General features: G+C 54.5%; 12 protein-coding genes. 5 read left to right on the top strand and 7 right to left on the bottom strand.

Annotated elements, in window-relative coordinates; genetic code table 11:
• Positions 1-64: 64 nt before the first annotated feature.
• The 6 genes from glgB to SynSYN20_RS09615 all read right to left on the bottom strand — a co-directional run bounded on the left by glgB (position 65) and on the right by SynSYN20_RS09615 (position 6087).
• The gene (gene glgB, locus SynSYN20_RS09640) at positions 65-2362 is read right to left on the bottom strand and encodes a 1,4-alpha-glucan branching protein GlgB (RefSeq protein ID WP_186523315.1); all 2298 of its coding nucleotides are present in this window, start codon (positions 2360-2362) and stop codon (positions 65-67) included.
• Between the two features lie 81 nt (positions 2363-2443).
• Positions 2444-3184, bottom strand: a complete 741-nt coding sequence (locus SynSYN20_RS09635) for a DUF3887 domain-containing protein (protein ID WP_186523313.1) — start codon at positions 3182-3184, stop codon at positions 2444-2446.
• A gap of 36 nt (positions 3185-3220) precedes the next feature.
• Complete coding sequence (locus SynSYN20_RS09630; RefSeq protein ID WP_255476235.1) at positions 3221-4879, bottom strand: CocE/NonD family hydrolase; 1659 nt, start codon at positions 4877-4879, stop codon at positions 3221-3223.
• Positions 4869-5102, bottom strand: a complete 234-nt coding sequence (locus SynSYN20_RS09625; RefSeq protein WP_370586672.1) for a hypothetical protein — start codon at positions 5100-5102, stop codon at positions 4869-4871. The genes SynSYN20_RS09630 and SynSYN20_RS09625 overlap by 11 nt, the downstream gene beginning before the upstream one ends.
• Positions 5103-5245: 143 nt before the next feature.
• Positions 5246-5650 (bottom strand): DUF4332 domain-containing protein, encoded by a 405-nt coding sequence (locus SynSYN20_RS09620; RefSeq protein WP_186523311.1) that lies wholly within the window; start codon positions 5648-5650, stop codon positions 5246-5248.
• On the bottom strand, positions 5647-6087 hold the full coding sequence (locus tag SynSYN20_RS09615; RefSeq protein WP_186523309.1) for a Ycf51 family protein: 441 nt from the start codon (positions 6085-6087) through the stop codon (positions 5647-5649). Before SynSYN20_RS09615 ends, SynSYN20_RS09620 begins: the two co-directional genes overlap by 4 nt.
• Positions 6088-6151: 64 nt before the next feature.
• On the opposite strand from SynSYN20_RS09615, the gene SynSYN20_RS09610 reads away from it, so the two are divergent.
• From SynSYN20_RS09610 to SynSYN20_RS09590, 5 genes are read left to right on the top strand one after another with little or no spacing between them, the layout of a single operon-like run.
• Entirely contained in the window at positions 6152-10576 is a 4425-nt protein-coding gene (locus SynSYN20_RS09610) for a translocation/assembly module TamB domain-containing protein (RefSeq protein ID WP_255476233.1), read from the top strand.
• A 3-nt stretch (positions 10577-10579) separates the two neighbouring features.
• The gene (locus SynSYN20_RS09605; protein ID WP_186523307.1) at positions 10580-11485 is read left to right on the top strand and encodes an ROK family protein; all 906 of its coding nucleotides are present in this window, start codon (positions 10580-10582) and stop codon (positions 11483-11485) included.
• Positions 11486-11510: 25 nt separating this feature from the next.
• Entirely contained in the window at positions 11511-12833 is a 1323-nt protein-coding gene (locus SynSYN20_RS09600) for a glutamate-5-semialdehyde dehydrogenase (RefSeq protein ID WP_186523305.1), read from the top strand.
• Complete coding sequence (locus SynSYN20_RS09595) at positions 12830-13213, top strand: dihydroneopterin aldolase (RefSeq protein ID WP_186523303.1); 384 nt, start codon at positions 12830-12832, stop codon at positions 13211-13213. The genes SynSYN20_RS09600 and SynSYN20_RS09595 overlap by 4 nt, the downstream gene beginning before the upstream one ends.
• Positions 13213-13818: a triacylglycerol lipase gene (locus SynSYN20_RS09590; RefSeq protein WP_186523301.1), complete on the top strand. Its 606-nt coding sequence runs from the start codon at positions 13213-13215 to the stop codon at positions 13816-13818. Before SynSYN20_RS09595 ends, SynSYN20_RS09590 begins: the two co-directional genes overlap by 1 nt.
• A 105-nt stretch (positions 13819-13923) precedes the next feature.
• Here the strand turns inward: SynSYN20_RS09590 and SynSYN20_RS09585 are convergent, their stop codons facing one another.
• Entirely contained in the window at positions 13924-16041 is a 2118-nt protein-coding gene (locus SynSYN20_RS09585; protein ID WP_186523300.1) for a M3 family metallopeptidase, read from the bottom strand.
• Position 16042 lies beyond the last annotated feature (1 nt).

Here is a 16042-nt window from a genome sequence, read left to right as displayed (position 1 = left end):
GACGAAACTGACCAAAACGCTGTGCTTTTCGGCGATTCGGCCAGTTTTGTCACATCACCTGAACCTAATCACTCTCTTTTTTGCTGGCTTCAGCCAAACTTTTCTTGGCATCGTGCTTAAACACCATCACGCTGAGTGGCGGCAGGCAGAGATCCAAGGAGTTTTCGTAGCCATGGATTCCCCATTCATCGCTTAGCTTCCCACCAAGATTTCCAAGGTTGCTGCCACCGTATTTGGCAGCATCGGTATTGAAGATTTCTTCGTAGAAGCCAGAGATTGGAACTCCCACTTTGTAATGGGAATGGCTTTGGGGCGTGAAGTTGGCCACGACGACTAACCAAGAGCCACTTGTGCTTTCCCGTCGCATGAAGCTAATCACGGAATGGCGATTGTCATTGCAGTCGATCCACTGGAAGCCGTACTGATCAAAGTCGTCTTTCCAGAGAGCAGGCTCTTGCTTATAGAGCGCGTTGAGTTCTTTCACCATGAGGTGAACACCCGCGTGCGGCTCGTAGTTCAGCAAATCCCACTGCAAATCCCCCCAAACGTTCCATTCAGAACGTTGACCGAACTCCATACCCATGAAGATCGTTTTCTTGCCTGGGTGCGTCCACATGTAGGCCAGCAAGGCGCGTGTGTTGGCGTACTTCTGCCAGTCATCGCCTGGCATCTTGTGAAGGAGATGGCTCTTGCCATGCACGACTTCGTCGTGACTAAGGGCAAGCATGAAGTTTTCGGTATAGGTGTACCAGATCGAAAACGTGATGTTGTTTTGGTGAAACTGGCGGAACCACGGATCCAGCTCGAAGTAATCGAGCATGTCGTGCATCCATCCCATGTTCCATTTGAGATTGAAGCCAAGTCCACCGTTCTCCGTGGGCTGAGTCACCATGGGCCAGGTGGTGGATTCCTCTGCGATAGAGAGAGCACCTGGGAAATGCTCGAACAGAACGTGATTGGCTTGCTGAAGGAAGCGAACGGCTTCGGTGTTTTCTCTACCCCCTTGTTCGTTGGCTAACCACTCACCATCGGGCCGTAAATAATCTCGGTAGAGCATTGATGCCACTGCATCAACCCGGATGCCATCGATGTGGAACTGGTCAAACCAGAAGACGAGATTGGCAACGAGGAAGTTTCTTACCTCATTTCTGCTGTAGTTGAAGATCAGCGTCCCCCATTCCTTGTGCTCGCCAATTCGTGGGTCAGCATGTTCGTAAAGGTGGCAGCCATCGAAGAAGGCAAGCCCATGACTGTCTTTGGGGAAGTGGCCAGGCACCCAATCGATGATCACCCCGATGCCCTCGGCGTGGCAGCGATCCACGAAGGCGCGAAATTCGTCGGGAGTGCCGTAGCGGCTTGTGGGTGCATACCAGCCAGTGACTTGGTATCCCCATGACCCATCGAAAGGATGCTCTGTGATTGGCATCAATTCGATGTGGCTGAAGCCTTGCTCTTTGACGTAAGGAATCAGACGATCGGCAAGCTCGGGATAGGTGAGCAGGCGGGCACCTGGCTTTAGATCAGCAGCAGGCACTGGTGGGCGTGGAGTTCCATCGGCTTCGATGAATGGATCGTCGGCGGCGGCGTGAATCCAGCTACCAAGGTGCATCTCGTAAACCGAGATTGGCTGATCGAGAGGGTTGCGTCTGTCTCGGCTGCTGATCCAGGCGTCATCATTCCACTGAAATCCGTCGAGATGACTAACGATCGAGCTGGTATCAGGCCTGACTTCATGCTGAAAGCCGTAGGGGTCAGCCTTCTGATAACAGTGGCCGTCTTGGGTACGGATTTCGTATTTATAGAAATGTCCTTCCTCAAGCTCAGGAACAAATAGTTCCCAGATACCGCCCAGCCTTTGCTGCATGGGGTGATAACGGCCATCCCAGGAATTGAGATTTCCGATCACGCTGACGGTGAGGGCGTTCGGTGCCCAGAGGCAAAACATCACACCTTGGATGCCACCTTGTTGGCATTGGTGGGCCCCCATCCGGCGCCAAATGTGATGGTGATTGCCTTCTGCAAACAGATGGCGATCCATTTCGCCCATCCATTCGTGCCGAAAGGCCCAAGGATCGAATTGCTCGTGCTCGAGCCCGCCTCGGCGGATCTTCAATTTGTAGTTATGCCCTGGATCCCTTGAGCATTGAGCTTCGAACACCCATGGGTGATGAGGCGTTTGCATTAAGAGACGTTCGCCATCGAGGATCAACTCAACGGTTTCAGCTTCTGGAACCCAAGCCCTAACAATCCATTGACCCGACTCCAGTTGTTGGGGCCCCAGAAGAGAGAAGGGATGATCGTGTCGGCATTCAGCCAGCCTCTGGCTGTCCTGAACCATCCAGTCGAGAACAGCGCCGGTCATGCAGGGGGATGGTCTTCGTTAGCCCGGGAGCTTAAGCGGAAAAGCCGCCACGGCTCCATGGATTCGCCCGAGTTTTTGGGATTAGACCAGATCCTCTGAGAAGTCCACGTTGATGATCCGGCCTTGAGCATCGAAAATCACGAACAAGTTGTCGGTCACAGTTCCAAATTCAATGGTGACCAAAACGAGTTGTTGTTCGGCTCCTCTGCTTGAGACAACAGCGTTTTTGACCCGCTTCACTCCACCGAGGGTGCGGCTCAACTTGCTCCACTTTCGCTCCAGATCCTCTGGGGAAATTTCTTTTTGAAAATCAAGCGATAGGTAGTAGCGAGCAGCAATCCAGCGTTTTGCGTCGAGATCGCGAACAAATTTCAGGGCGGTTGTCTCGATCGGCAGCGTTTCACCCAGCCATTTCCAGGCCACAAGCTTGCCTTCATCATCAAGAACGAGCAGCAGCTCCTTGCTCCCCTGCTCGGTTTGGGCAATCACATCCACGGTGGTGTCATCGATTCCTGGATAAATCGCCACAATGCGCGTGGATTCAATCCGATGGTCATCCTTTAATCCACCCTTTACGGCTTCAACGGTTGTTGCGTTTTGAAGTTGGGTGGAGAGTCGATCAAAAAAAGCCTGTGCGTCTTGGGCTTGGATAGCCGTGAGGAGTGCATCTGCCGCCTGGCTGGCCTCACTGGTGCTCAAAGAAGTCGTTGGGACCAGTGCTCCCTGGGCTAAAAGCTGTTCACCTCGTGCCGCTGGCATCGGGAACGCCTGCAGCATCGGTGCCGCGAGAGCGCAGACCAGAAGGCAGGAGGAGAGCTTCATGAATGTGGGGCAACAATGGAATCAGTTTGCCGGAGTTCATCCGGCTTGGGGAACAAGCAGTGGCGCCATTTGCAGTGTCGCTTCATCCAGCTGTAAGCAAAGGGTGATGACACGGCAATCGCTGTTGGGGGGGCCAAAGCGTTGCTTCCCATCGCCTGGATTGATCGCAATCGCTGGCCATGAGGCCCCCGCAAGCGAGAGCCTTAGTCGATCTCCAGGTTGGAAGCTCACAAGCAGTGGTTGTAATTCGAGCGTGATGGTGCTGAATGGGATGTCACTGTCGCTCTCGCTGTGAGTGGCTTGTCGCACTCGCAACACACCTGTTGAGAGCTGCTGCACCTCATCTCCACCGGCGGGGAGTTTTGATAGTGCAGCGCACAGATCAAAGGCTGGCTGATCGGCGGATACTTTTAACTTCAAAACAGGGCGACCGCACAGCTGGAGCCCTGTTTTGAGTGGCGCGGAACTAAACACGGCCACGTCCGAGCGTTGATCCACGATCCTCCGATCGCAGGGCCCAGCTGTAGGACTCAAATGACCACCCACGGCTGGTGCGGGTCGCCACGGGTCATGAACGATGACGCAGGTTCCTGATCCAGGCAGCGTGGTATCGAGCAATTGCCCATCGGTGGGATCAAGGCAAGCCAAACCATTGCTGTGGAGATGCCAACAGGCCTTGCTGCATTCGTTTCCGCTCTGACCTGACCAGGTCCTATCGCCTAGATCCCAAAGCCTGATCGCAGCTGTTTTGTCTTGGCTGGGGGTTGGGGGATGTTTGAGATGTTGATTGAAAAAATCGAGCAGAAGCTGGGTCGTTTCCGGCCACCACTGCAGATGGGTGGCGGGTCCGATGTGCAGTTCGGGGTTGCCGCCGCTGGATCGGGCCGTTTGGAGAAGGTCGAGGAGACCCCGCAGATGGGGATCCCACCAGCCGCCGATCAGCAGCATGGGTTTCTGGAGCCAGGTTTGCGCTGGGCGATGGAGAATCCAGCTCTCGTCCTGATCTGCCGGTTGTCGCAACCAGCGCAAAGCCATTCCCTGGGGGTCATGTTGCTCTAAGAGCTCGACGCCTTCGTGTAGATAGCGGCCATCCACCAAAGCGCTATGGATCTCGTTCCAACCGACTGAATCGTTGCGGCGCTTGGCTTGCAGGGCTGCAAGCTGCAAGCCCCAGCCAAGGCCAAGGTGCCACCAGTGAGCGCCGCCTTCGCAACTCCAATGCTGCCGTTCATCTAACCCGCACATGGCTGGCGCAAGGCAGTCAGGCGCCTGGCAATCCGCTGGTGCGAGCAGCTGGGTCAGCCCTTGGTAAGACAATCCATACATGCCAATGCGGCCGTTGCATTCGGGTAGCTCGCGCAGCCAATTCAGGGTCGCGGCAGTGTCAACAGCCTCTTGGCCGAAGCCTTGAAAGGTCCCCTCGGAACTGCCCTGTCCGCGCACGTCTTGGACGACGACTGCAAATCCTTGGTCGGTCCACCAGAGCGGGTGGGGGAGGGTCACAGTCGAAGCAATCGCTCGCCCATAGGGTTGCCTCATCAGCAGGGTGGGCCACGGACCAGAGCCCTGTGGAGTCCAAATGCGTGAGACCAAACACACCCCATCAGGGGTGATCAATGTCGCGTCTATAAACCTCTGATCAGGTAACTTCTGATCGGTGAAGGTCTGATCAGCAAACATCTGTTCAGCGAACATCCGAGCAGTGCATTCCGATCACGTACGTGGCCAAAATTTCTGCATTGTTCGCGCTCAAGTTGCGCTGACTTGCCAACTTATTGATGGCTTCAGGTGACATTGCGGACTGACCATTGCTGTTCATGGCCTTGAACGATTGGCACAGCGCTTTCGCTTCCGCGGGGTTTCTCTTGACACTCTCTAAAAGGCTGGATTGAGCGAACCCTGCTGAAGCGGATATCAACAATGAGAGGGAAAGGCATCGAATCGTCAGCTGGCGGAATGCTGAAGTGTTGACGAAACCTTGTTGGAGGGGACTCAAGGGTTCCTCCTTGAATAACTACAACTATTTGAAAGGGGTAAGACAGGGATTGCAGCTTTGAGCGGTCAGTTCATGGTTTGCCTGGCTTTCGCTTGCAGCATCCATCGTTTGGCAATTGCAAGATCTACAACGGGAGCTCTGCCACTCCCTAACTGGCGTTCCAGTCGCCCGGTGCGGTTTGTAATCTCCTGCGGCGAAGAGGTTGCGATGGCTGCGACCGTTGCAAAGCCTGCGTGCATCAATAGAGCTGCATCGGCTGGCTCAAGCTCCAAGTCGCACACCAATACAGCGATGCCGCGGAGGCGTTTGAGATTGCGTGCTGTGGATCGCCCCGTTGCGACAAGGCGGCTCAGATTTTGATCTGTGAGTTCACGCAACTCACACCAGTTGGTAATCCCAGCCTGTTTTAAATCACGCTGCTCATCGCGAAAACCTTGCGGCAATGGGTGGAGAGGGGCATTGGCGTTCATCCCTGACTGAAGTCTCGTTTGGTTTCTCCAAGCACCACTGGTTTTGAGGTGCCCTCGCTCACGGCCTGAAGCTGCCGAAGTCGAACACGCACTTCACGATTGCGACCACCCGGGCGGAGGTTCGCGGCGATCTGCTCCAGGGTTGGTGCAATGGCACCTTCTGCAAAATCACTGGAAGCTTGTGCCACAACAAGATTGGTGCCGTTGTCAAACACAATCGGCACTTGTAAAGCTCCTTTTACGCGCACCGGGGGCGAATAGCTGATTGAGAAAGCCCAACAACTCACCGCTAATAAGAACGTAAAACTGCTGACGCCAACAAGGCGAAAACGCAGTCCCCAACGGGTTACGAACGCAATCACCGTCAGGACAGAGAGGCCCAGGCCACTCCAGGCCAGCCATGTGCTGGATACATCCAACAATTCCGGAAGCGGCATGGGCTGGTTAGGGACAAATCTCCTCTCTATATTGCGTCGACCTTGGCAGGGATGACGGTCATCAATGGGGAGCACTGGCAAAGGCGCGATGGCTTCACGAGTGGTGATCTCTGGACTTGGCCTCACAGTTGTGGCTGCTGCTGTCGTTTGGCTTACTGCTGACCGATTGATTGCACGGGCCGTCAATGGTCTGCGCCCCTCCCTTGAACAGCAACTTTCCATACCTCTAGGACATCCGATTGAGATCGGCCCTTATCGCGGCCTTGGCCTGAATGGCATCGGGATTGGACCGGTCAAGATTCGTCCTGGAACGAAGGATGCTTCCACCCTTCGTTTGCAAAAACTCAGCTTGGGGATTGATCCTCTCTCCAGCATTCGCCATTTGCGCCTGGTGGTCGTCGCCCGACTGAAAGGGGTAAACGTCCACCTAAGCCGCAATCAGCAAGGTCAGTTTTGGGTGCCAGGGCCCAAGTCAAACGGTGATTTTTTGCATCGCGTTGACCTTCGCGTTCGGCTCATTGATCCAGCTCAAATTCGTGTTGAGCCAGCCAACCTTCAGCTTTCTTTGGCGGGAGCCGTCCGCCTCCGTCTCAATGAGAAATGGGCTGATGGTGCCTTTCAAATGGGTCTACCTGATCGCGGCTCGGTGACGTTGAAAGGCCGGGCTCACTGGGACCGTCCTGAATTTCGGCTTGCGACGCGTTTAAAGCGGATTCGCCTGGACCGCTTGCAAGGCTTGCTTCCGATGGCGCAGCCCATCGAACTGAGGGGTCAGGTGGGTGGTGATCTCAATTTCAAATGGAATCGAGGTCAAACCAGCTGTGGTGGTGGGCTGTCTGTTGTGGGCTTGAAGCTCAGTGGTAAGCCGCTTCAGCACGCGCTTGCGTCGCGACAGCTGCGTCTCCACTGTGATGATGATCAACTGACGATTCCCCGCAGTCACTGGCGTTATGGCCCCTATAGGGCCAGTTTGGGGGGTCGATTTCATCTCAATCAGCGCTTTGATTTAAGCGCCACCCTGAAGGAGCTGAATCAGGACAATCAGCTGGCGATGCGCCTTGATGGTGACTGGTCTCAGCCTCGTTTCAAATTGTCAGGGCGATGGCGACTTCCTGAGGCCAATGTCCTGGATCAACCCATTGCGATTGATCTGCAGGTGCGGGGAGATAGGCGTCGTTCAAAGGCATGGAAAGCCAGCCTCGAAACATTGGCGTTAGGCGCTCCTGGTGTATCGGTCAAGGCGCAGGGGGCCTTGTACCCGCTGCTGGACATCAAGACGAAGCAGCTTCAACTGGTGGGGAAAGCCTGGAAGGGACTGCCTTTGATTCCTGAGCTGTTGGGGACGAAAGCCCCTCTCCATGGTGAGTTGCGTGTGTCGGGCCCCAGCCTGTCGCCTCGACTTCAGTTGGCGCTCAATCAAGACAGCAATCCTTTGCTTGAGCGTTGGTCTCTTCAGGCCGAATGGTCCTCAAATCAGGGGTTGTTGAGTCTCAATCGCTTCAGTAGCTCTCAATTCAATGCAGATGCTGTTTTGCCCCTTCAAATCGGGAAGGGTGGGCTGCAGGTTGGCGCGTTGGAATCCAATGTGCGTCTACAGGACTATCCCCTCAGCAGGATTGGGCCTCTTCTTGGGATGGAGATGGACGGCACGATTGCGGCGGCCGGGGAGGTCCGTGGCCCTCTTCAGTCGTTGCAGCCTGACCTTCAGCTCGAAGTTAATAGTCCTCGTGCAGGTGCTATTCGCCTGGTTGAACGGTGGAAAGGCCGCTTCAAAGGACGCCATGGTGGTGGTGGACAGCTTCAGATGGCATCCGTTGGCGCTGTGATTCCTGGCTCCTTGGAGGCTCAACTCGGGGGCAATTGGTTGCCAGAAAGCGTTCGCTTGCAGCGCAGGAACGGAGAGCTGCAGATCAGCGGTAGTCCAGCCCTCTACCGCTGGACAGCGAACGACCTAAGTGTGGATGGTTTGGAGTTGGTATTGCCTCCGAAACAGCGTTGGGAAGGCGTGTATGGCCTTTTCAGTGGTTCTGGTGATTTGAGCTTGCAGCCTTGGAGCATGTCGGCGGATCTCAAGCTCGTCAAACCGGGATTGCTCGGAATTCAGTTCGGCCAAGCTCTGCTGACGGCCAAGTACAAAAATGATCGGTATGACGTCAGCGGCGAGCTTTTGCCTCGCGATAGCGGGCAGATCACCTTTGAGGCGGATGGATATCGAAACGCTGGACTGAACGCCAAGCTTCAGGCCCGTGGCCTGAGTGCGCGCTGGCTAACAGCTAATGTGCTCAGCCTCCCGCAACTCTCTCAGTCTCTTCCTCCGTATCAGGGCGATGCCACTGACCTAGGCAGCTTGTTGGTGAATACCTTCGGCGGATCGCTGGATGGTCAGTTGAGGGCCCTTAGAGGATCTCAACTGGCGCTAGCAGATGCCCGTCGTCTTCGCAGAGAGAAAGAAGCGTTTCATCCTGAAGATCTACGGGGGCAAGTCGACGCTGTTGTTGATGTTCAGGGGCCAAGCCTTAATCGCCTCGATCTGGATCTCACCGCGCGAGGTCATCTTTGGATCGATGGTGATGACAAAGATATTGCCCTGCAGGTGAAGCCGTTCATCGCTGAACTCAAGGGTCCCCTGCAGGCCGGTAAAGGAAGTTTTTCTTTGGCACATTTGCCGTTCAGTCTTCTTGCACTGGTGGCACCCGTACCTCCAGCTTTGCAGGGGGCTTTGGGGCTTTCAGGTCGCTATCGATTAGGTGAAGGGGCACCAGTCCTGACGACGGAGCTTGTGCTGGAGGAGGCACGTGTTGGCCAGGAGCCGATTGCACTCGATCGTGGTCAGGTTTTGCTCTCTAATGAGACGTTGCAGCTTGATTTGGCTTTGCGGGCAGAGGGGGCTAGTGAGCCGCTGACGGTGATTGGACAAGTCCCTCTCACGCCTGCTCGCCCCTTAGACGTCAGAGTTGAAAGTCATGGTGATGGTCTTCAATTCTTGGCTGGATTCATGAGCGATGTGGTCACTTGGAGTCAGGGAGATACCGATCTCCGCTTGTTAATTGGAGGCAGTCTCTTAGCGCCTGAAGCCAATGGATTCATCGTAATGAATGATGGCGAATTTGTGGTTCGGGACCAAATTATTAGCAAGGTTAAAAGTTCCATTTTGTTTGATTTCGATCGCTTAGAGGTGCAGAAATTCAAGGGCCGAATTGGTCGCTCGGGAACGATTCAGGCTGGTGGGGCTCTGAAATTATTCAAGCCTGCGCCTGAAGATGTTCCTTTGGCTATCACCGTTGAGAAGGCCCGCATTAAAATGCCTACTGCTGATTTGGCCCTTGCTGCTGATCTTCGCGTGAATGGAGCACTTGTAAGTCCTGATTTTCAAGGGAATCTTCAGTTGAGTGACGGGGTAATTACTCCGCAAAGATCTTTGTTTTCAAGATCAAAAAGGAGTGATGGAAAGAGTGGATATAAAACTGAACAGGTGGTTTACGACCCTTTGGTTTCGGCGAATGCTTTACTTGAAGAAGACTGGAATTTCAAAGAACCTCTTGTCTTGCTCGGCCCCAATGCTGAAGAGGACCCAAGCAGGGAGCTGAAGGCGTATTTGCCTAATTTGCCTTTTGTTGAATTTGACAACTTTCGGTTGAAGTTTGGCCCTGATTTAAAGGTTCAAGTGCAACCTGTAGCCAATTTCTCAACAACAGGCTTGATCGTAGTAAATGGTTCTCTGAATCCAGATATTGAGCTAAGAGGCGTTGTGCAGTTGCTCACAGGGCGTATTTCAGTGTTTACGAGCACCTTTAATTTGGATCGTAAAGCTCCGAATGTGGCTGTTTTCACTCCTTCGCAAGGGCTGATTCCATATGTTGATGTTGCAATGGAGACTAGGGTCTCAGATAGTGTGAACCTTGGAGTTGGTAGCAATACCTCGAGCACAACCGTCTTTGACACGAATGGCACCGGAACTCTTGGTGCTGGAGGTCAATTGCGTTTGGTCAAAGTGATGCTCCAAGCTGAAGGTCCGGCCAATCGCCTTGCTGACAGCATTCAGCTTCGTAGCTCTCCTCCCATGTCACAGCCCCAGTTGCTTGGGCTGATTGGTGGTAACTCGTTGGCTGGACTCACTGGTGGAGGTGCAGGCACAGCTCTCGCCGCGGTGCTTGGTCAATCTCTGCTTTCACCAGTATTGGGAACATTTACGGATGCTTTTAATCAGAGCCTTCAATTTGCTCTTTATCCCACTTATGTTACGCCTACAATAAATAATAATGGAGAGCGAGTTTCAGGCCGTGTTCCGCCACAATTAGCAATTGTGACTGATTTTGGAGTAAATATTACGGACCGTTTTGATTTGTCTGTCTTGGCTGCTCCTAATCGCAACGATATTCCTCCTCAGGGAAGCCTTAGTTATCAAATAGATCAAAACCTAAGTATTTCAGGTTCTGTTGATTCGCAAGGCACTTGGCAAAGCCAATTACAGCTTTTCTTTCGATTTTAGGCCATGCATTCTCTGGAGGTCATCGGAGTTGATTTGGGTGGAACGGCAATCAAGCTGGGTCTCTTCTCAGCAGATGGCATTCTTCTACAGAAGCAGCAGGTACAAACCCCACAGCCTGCAACACCAGGTGCTGTTTGCATCGCATTGGTAGAAGCAATCGAAGCATTGGATCCCGATCATCGCGCCTTGGTCGTTGGGATTGGTTTGCCCGGTCCGATGGATGTGAGGGCACGCGTGGCCAGGGTTTGCATCAACCTGCCCGGTTGGGAGGACGTGCCTCTGGCTGATTGGTTGGAACCCCGTCTTCAACGTCGAGTCACCCTTGCCAATGATGGCAACTGTGCCTTGGTGGGCGAGGCTTGGAAGGGGGCGGCTCAGGGTTGCTCCGATGTGGTGATGCTCACTCTCGGTACTGGTGTGGGTGGAGGTGTGATGCTGTCTGGCCGTTTATTCACGGGTCACAATGGGGCCGCGGCTGAACCAGGTCTGATCGGTCTCGATCCAAACGGACCACCCTGCAACAGCGGAAATAGTGGCAGCCTTGAACAATTTGCCAGCATTTCGGCGCTGAGGAGATTGTGGGATGGAGATCCGGCTGAGTTGGCAACCTTGGCTGCACATGGTGATGCCGAAGCGCAAGCTGTGTGGTCCCGATATGGGACCACACTCGGTGTAGGGATTAGCTCGTTGGTGTACATGTTCACGCCAGAGGTTGTTCTGCTTGGTGGTGGAATCTCTGGAGCTGCCTCCCATTTCCTGCCTTCGCTGCGCAAGGAAATTCAGCAAAGGGTCCAGGCTGTGAGTCGTGAAGGGCTGCGCATTGAAGCCTGTGCTCTAGGTAATGGTGCAGGTCGTCTCGGGGCTGCACGACTGGCCATCGAGCGCTTGACGAGAGGCGAAACGAGATGATGAAGCAAAGAACAAATGCGCGACGATGACCAGTCAGGCTGTGCCCGAACCATCAGCAGATCTATTGCTTCTGGCCACAGCGGTTCGGCGTGCTGCTGTTGGCTTGGGACAGAGCTCAAATCAACAGCGCCAACAGGCGCTGTTGTCTATGGCCTCCTCACTCGAGGCCAATGCTGATCGCATTGTTGCTGCAAATTCAGAAGATCTCGCTGAGGCCTCCGCTAACGGCTTAGCTCCTGCCTTGGTTGCTCGTCTCAAATTGGATGCGGGCAAGCTTGCCGGAGCCATTGATGGCGTCCGTCAATTGTCGGCTTTGTGTGACCCTTTGGGTGCGACGCAGTTGCATCGCGAGCTTGCCGATGGCTTGGTGTTGGAGCGCGTCACGGTCCCCCTTGGGGTTTTAGGGGTGATTTTTGAGGCGAGGCCTGATGCTGTAATCCAAATTGCTGCACTGGCGATTCGTTCAGGCAACGGAGCAATCCTTAAGGGTGGCAGCGAGGCCAAGTGCACCAATCATGCTGTGATGCAGTCGTTGAAAGAGGGCCTTACTGGCACAGGAGTGTCTGCAGATTCCTTGGATTTGCTTACAACCCGAGCAGAGAGCTTGGCTCTACTCCGGCTCGATGGTCTTGTGGACTTAATTATTCCTCGGGGTAGCAACGAGCTGGTCCGTTTCATTCAGGACAACACCAGAATTCCGGTCCTTGGCCATGCCGATGGTGTTTGTCATTTGTATGTGGATGAAGAGGTCGATTGTGCCCAGGCTTTGCGCATTGCGATCGATAGCAAGACCCAATATCCGGCGGCTTGCAATGCGATCGAGACGCTCCTGGTTCATGAGCAGATTGCTTCTACTTTTCTGAAAGAGGCTGTTCCTGCCTTTAAAAATGTTGGCGTGTGCTTACGCGGCGATGAGGCGAGTAGAGGCTTAGGGGTGGAGCAGGTTGCAACCAGTGATGATTGGAGCCAGGAATATCTAGATCTCGTGCTCGCTGTGCGAGTGGTGAAAGATGTCGACGAAGCCCTCGAACACATCAGGAGATATGGCTCACGCCATACCGAGGCCATTGCAACGGTGAATCAAGCCACTGCAGAACGCTTCTTGCGGGCAGTGGATAGCGCCGGGGTGTACCACAACTGCTCAACCCGTTTCGCTGATGGTTTTCGCTACGGCTTTGGTGCAGAGGTTGGTATCAGCACCCAGACCTTGCCGCCCCGCGGGCCTGTAGGGCTGGAAGGATTGGTGACCTATCGCTACCGGTTGCGCGGTGAGGGGCATATCGCTGCTGATTTTGCTGAGGGACGGGAACAGTTCAGCCATCGCGACCTACCCAGCGGTACGACATGACAGCTGGAGATTTGATTCATATCCATGATCTGCGCCTCTGGGCTCATGTTGGAGTGCTGGACCATGAACGACGGGATGGCCAATGGTTTCAACTCGACATCACATTGGGCTTAGATCTCAGTGAATCGGCCAAGTCCGATGATTTAAGCGCGACCGCCGATTATAGCCTGGCAGTGCTGGCGCTTCAGGCCTTGGTGAGAGAGCTGTGTTGCCTCACCATTGAACGTTTTAGTGAGGAGGTCTTTGAGGTGCTGGAACGTCTCTATGGCCCTTTGCCAATGCATTTGCTCTTGCAAAAGTGCAACCCTCCTATTGCTGGTTTTACAGGCACAGTTGCCATCGAGCGGCGGCGTAATTGGTCAGGTCAGCAGGATTTTTAATGCCATCTGAAGCTGCTAACCGACCCCTCGTTTTGGTGCATGGACTTCTCGATACGCCCCGGTTGTTCTCTCGCCTGGAGCGTCGCCTTGAAGGACAAGATCGTCCGGTGTTGTCTCCGCATTTGCCCCATCGCTTCGGTGCGATTCCGCTCCGCAAGCTCGCTCAGCGGCTGGATGGATTGATTCAAGAACGTTGGGGAACGAAAACGCCGATTGACCTTCTTGGTTTTTCGATGGGTGGGGTGATTGCTCGGATTTGGCTCCAAGAGTTGGGTGGTGCCAAGCGAACCCATCGGTTCATCAGCGTTGGTAGCCCCCAACAGGGAACGCTCACAGCACAATGTGTTCCTGCCTGGTTGTTCGCTGGTTTGGCAGACATGAAGCGCGGAAGTCCCCTGCTGCGCTCCTTGAATGGCGATTACGCCGAGTTGCAGTCTGTGGAGTGCCTGAGCTTCTTCTGCCGTTGGGATCTCATGGTGTGTCCTGGGTGGCAAGCCGTGCTTCCCATCGGGACCAGTGCTGCGGTGCCGGTCTGGACGCATCAGCAATTGATGTCCCATCCCAAATCGCTTGATTTGTTGGTCGAATCACTTCTGATTGACTAACTGACAAGGCTGAAGTGCGTGACTATGTCTTTCCTCAAGATGCTCTGCTTGAGGGCTTCTTATAGCGATACCAGGGCAAGCAGGTCATGCTCCATGTCTGCAAGCTCAACGCCCGGCTGCTGCCAGTCCGGAATGGCGAATCAAGGCATCAGTTCTGGCCGTTCGACCCCTGAAAGACTTGTAGACATCAGCTGGTCGTTGACTTCCTCCGAGGCTGAGAACCGTGTTGCGGAAGCGTTGACCGGTGGCTTGTATGTCCGCTTCTCGATCGAGGCCAACTTCTTCGAAAGCGGCAAAAGCATCGGCACTTAAGACTTCTGCCCACTTGTAGGAGTAATAACCAGCGGAGTAGCCACCAGCAAAAATATGGCCGAAGGCACAGAGGAATCGGTCTTCCGGGATCGGTGGCAACACGGTTGTGTTGTCCGCAATCGAGCGCCTGAATGCATCCGGGGATTGACCAAGATCAGGGCTCCAAGCGCTGTGAAGTCGTAAATCGGTCAAAGCGAAATGAACCTGGCGGAGGGTTCCACATCCCTGCATGAAGGTGCGGCTGTTGCGCAATTTGTTGTAGTCCTCTTCGGGTAATGGCTCGCCTGTTTTCCAATGACGGGCCATTCCCATCAGGGTCTGTCGATCAAGGCACCAGTTCTCCATGAACTGACTAGGAAGCTCCACCGCGTCCCATTCCACATTGTTAATTCCGGCGGCTTGAGGATGTTCAACCGTGGTGAGCATGTGTTGAAGCCCATGGCCAAACTCATGAAAGAGGGTCTCAACCTCTTCAAAACTCATCAAACTTGGGACGTCTCCAGCCGGTGGGGTCTGGTTGCAAATCAGATAGGCCACAGGGTGGGTGAGCTCACCCTCAGAATTGCGAGACCTGTTCAAACATTCATCCATCCAGGCTCCGCCTCGTTTGCTGGCGGGTCGGCTGAAGGGATCGAGATAAAACGCTGCGAGTGGCTGGCCTTCTTGATCACTGACTCTGAAAAAGCGCACATCCTGATGCCAGATCGGTGCTTCGCCATCTGCAGGCTCAATCTGGATGGAGAACAAGCGTTCGCAAAGATGGAAAAGGCCATCGAGCACTTGTGGAAGTGGAAACCATGGACGCAACTCCTCTTGATTGAGGTTGAATCGCTCTTGACGAAGTTTCTCCGCCCAATAGCTCACATCCCAGGGGCTGAACTTATCCGCTTCTGTTGCCCCATGACGACGGGCGCAGTCCCTCAGTTCGTCAATCTCTTCTTCCGCGACGGGGAGGGCTGCAGCACGAAGTTCTTCAAGAAGCTGTTCAACAGCTTCTACGTTGTCGGCCATTTTTGAGGCCAGGCTTCGTTCGGCCCAGTTTTGATAGCCAAGGCGTGCAGCCTGATGGGTTCGTAGGTCAAGGATCTCCTCGATGAGAGGAGTGTTGTCGAGATCCCCTGAGCTCGCCCGACTCACCTGTGCCCTGTAAACCGTTTCTCTGAGCGTTCGCTTGTCGGCATAGGTCAGTACGGGTAGGTATCGGGGCATATCGAGACCAAGACGCCAAGGCCCTTCCAAGGCCGTGGGATCTTGGCCATCGCGATGTTGATCTCCAGCATCCTTGGCGGCAGCAGCCAAGGCTTGAAGGGCCCGTTCCGGTATGCCTTTGAGTTGTTCAGCGTCATGCACCAACAGGGTCCAACCCTGGGTGGCATCGAGAACGTGATTGCTGAATCGAGTGGACAGGGAAGCGAGTTGTTCGCTGGCTGCGTTAAAGGACTCTTTGGCAGCTCCGCTCAATCCCACCCCCCGATGGCGCATCGACAACAGCTCGGCATCAAGGATGCGGATTTGAGTGGAGTCCAGCGGATGACTGGGGTTGCGTTGAAGACTTTCCAGGGCTTGGTGGATTACTTGGCTTTGCCCCGCGCGGTTGCCAAAGCGCACCACCTCCGGTTGCTGTGCCGCATGGGCTTCGCGCAGCTCGGAGCTGTTGCAGACGCCGTTGAGATGACTTACTACTCCCCAGCTCCAGCGCAAACGTTCTCCAAGATTGTGCAGTGGAGTCATCACCTCATCCCAGCTCAGGGCTGTGGTGTCAGAGAGTCGTTGTTGCAGCGTGGATTCCAGCGCGCTGAGCTGTTCTCCTAAGTCCTGAATCAGTGCTGGGATATGAGTTTCTACCTGGGATGCATCGATGGCCTCGAAGCGTGGAAGGCCCTGTCCGCGCAAGAGTTCTGGATTGGTCATC

It is taken from the genome of Synechococcus sp. SYN20 (assembly GCF_014279555.1).
Taxonomy (GTDB): domain Bacteria; phylum Cyanobacteriota; class Cyanobacteriia; order PCC-6307; family Cyanobiaceae; genus Synechococcus_C.
The sequence above is the reverse complement of the archived record's forward strand: the minus strand, read 5'-3'. Positions and strand labels throughout refer to the sequence as shown.

Coding starts and splice junctions, on each gene's coding strand:
- SynSYN20_RS09600 (WP_186523305.1), top strand. CDS start 11,511: ATGACCAGTCAGGCTGTGCCCGAACCATCAGCAGATCTATTGCTTCTG.
- SynSYN20_RS09595 (WP_186523303.1), top strand. CDS start 12,830: ATGACAGCTGGAGATTTGATTCATATCCATGATCTGCGCCTCTGGGCT.
- glgB (WP_186523315.1), bottom strand. CDS start 2,362: ATGACCGGCGCTGTTCTCGACTGGATGGTTCAGGACAGCCAGAGGCTG.
- SynSYN20_RS09605 (WP_186523307.1), top strand. CDS start 10,580: ATGCATTCTCTGGAGGTCATCGGAGTTGATTTGGGTGGAACGGCAATC.
- SynSYN20_RS09615 (WP_186523309.1), bottom strand. CDS start 6,087: ATGCCGCTTCCGGAATTGTTGGATGTATCCAGCACATGGCTGGCCTGG.
- SynSYN20_RS09590 (WP_186523301.1), top strand. CDS start 13,213: ATGCCATCTGAAGCTGCTAACCGACCCCTCGTTTTGGTGCATGGACTT.
- SynSYN20_RS09630 (WP_255476235.1), bottom strand. CDS start 4,879: ATGTTCGCTGAACAGATGTTTGCTGATCAGACCTTCACCGATCAGAAG.
- SynSYN20_RS09635 (WP_186523313.1), bottom strand. CDS start 3,184: ATGAAGCTCTCCTCCTGCCTTCTGGTCTGCGCTCTCGCGGCACCGATG.
- SynSYN20_RS09585 (WP_186523300.1), bottom strand. CDS start 16,041: ATGACCAATCCAGAACTCTTGCGCGGACAGGGCCTTCCACGCTTCGAG.
- SynSYN20_RS09610 (WP_255476233.1), top strand. CDS start 6,152: ATGGGGAGCACTGGCAAAGGCGCGATGGCTTCACGAGTGGTGATCTCT.
- SynSYN20_RS09620 (WP_186523311.1), bottom strand. CDS start 5,650: ATGAACGCCAATGCCCCTCTCCACCCATTGCCGCAAGGTTTTCGCGAT.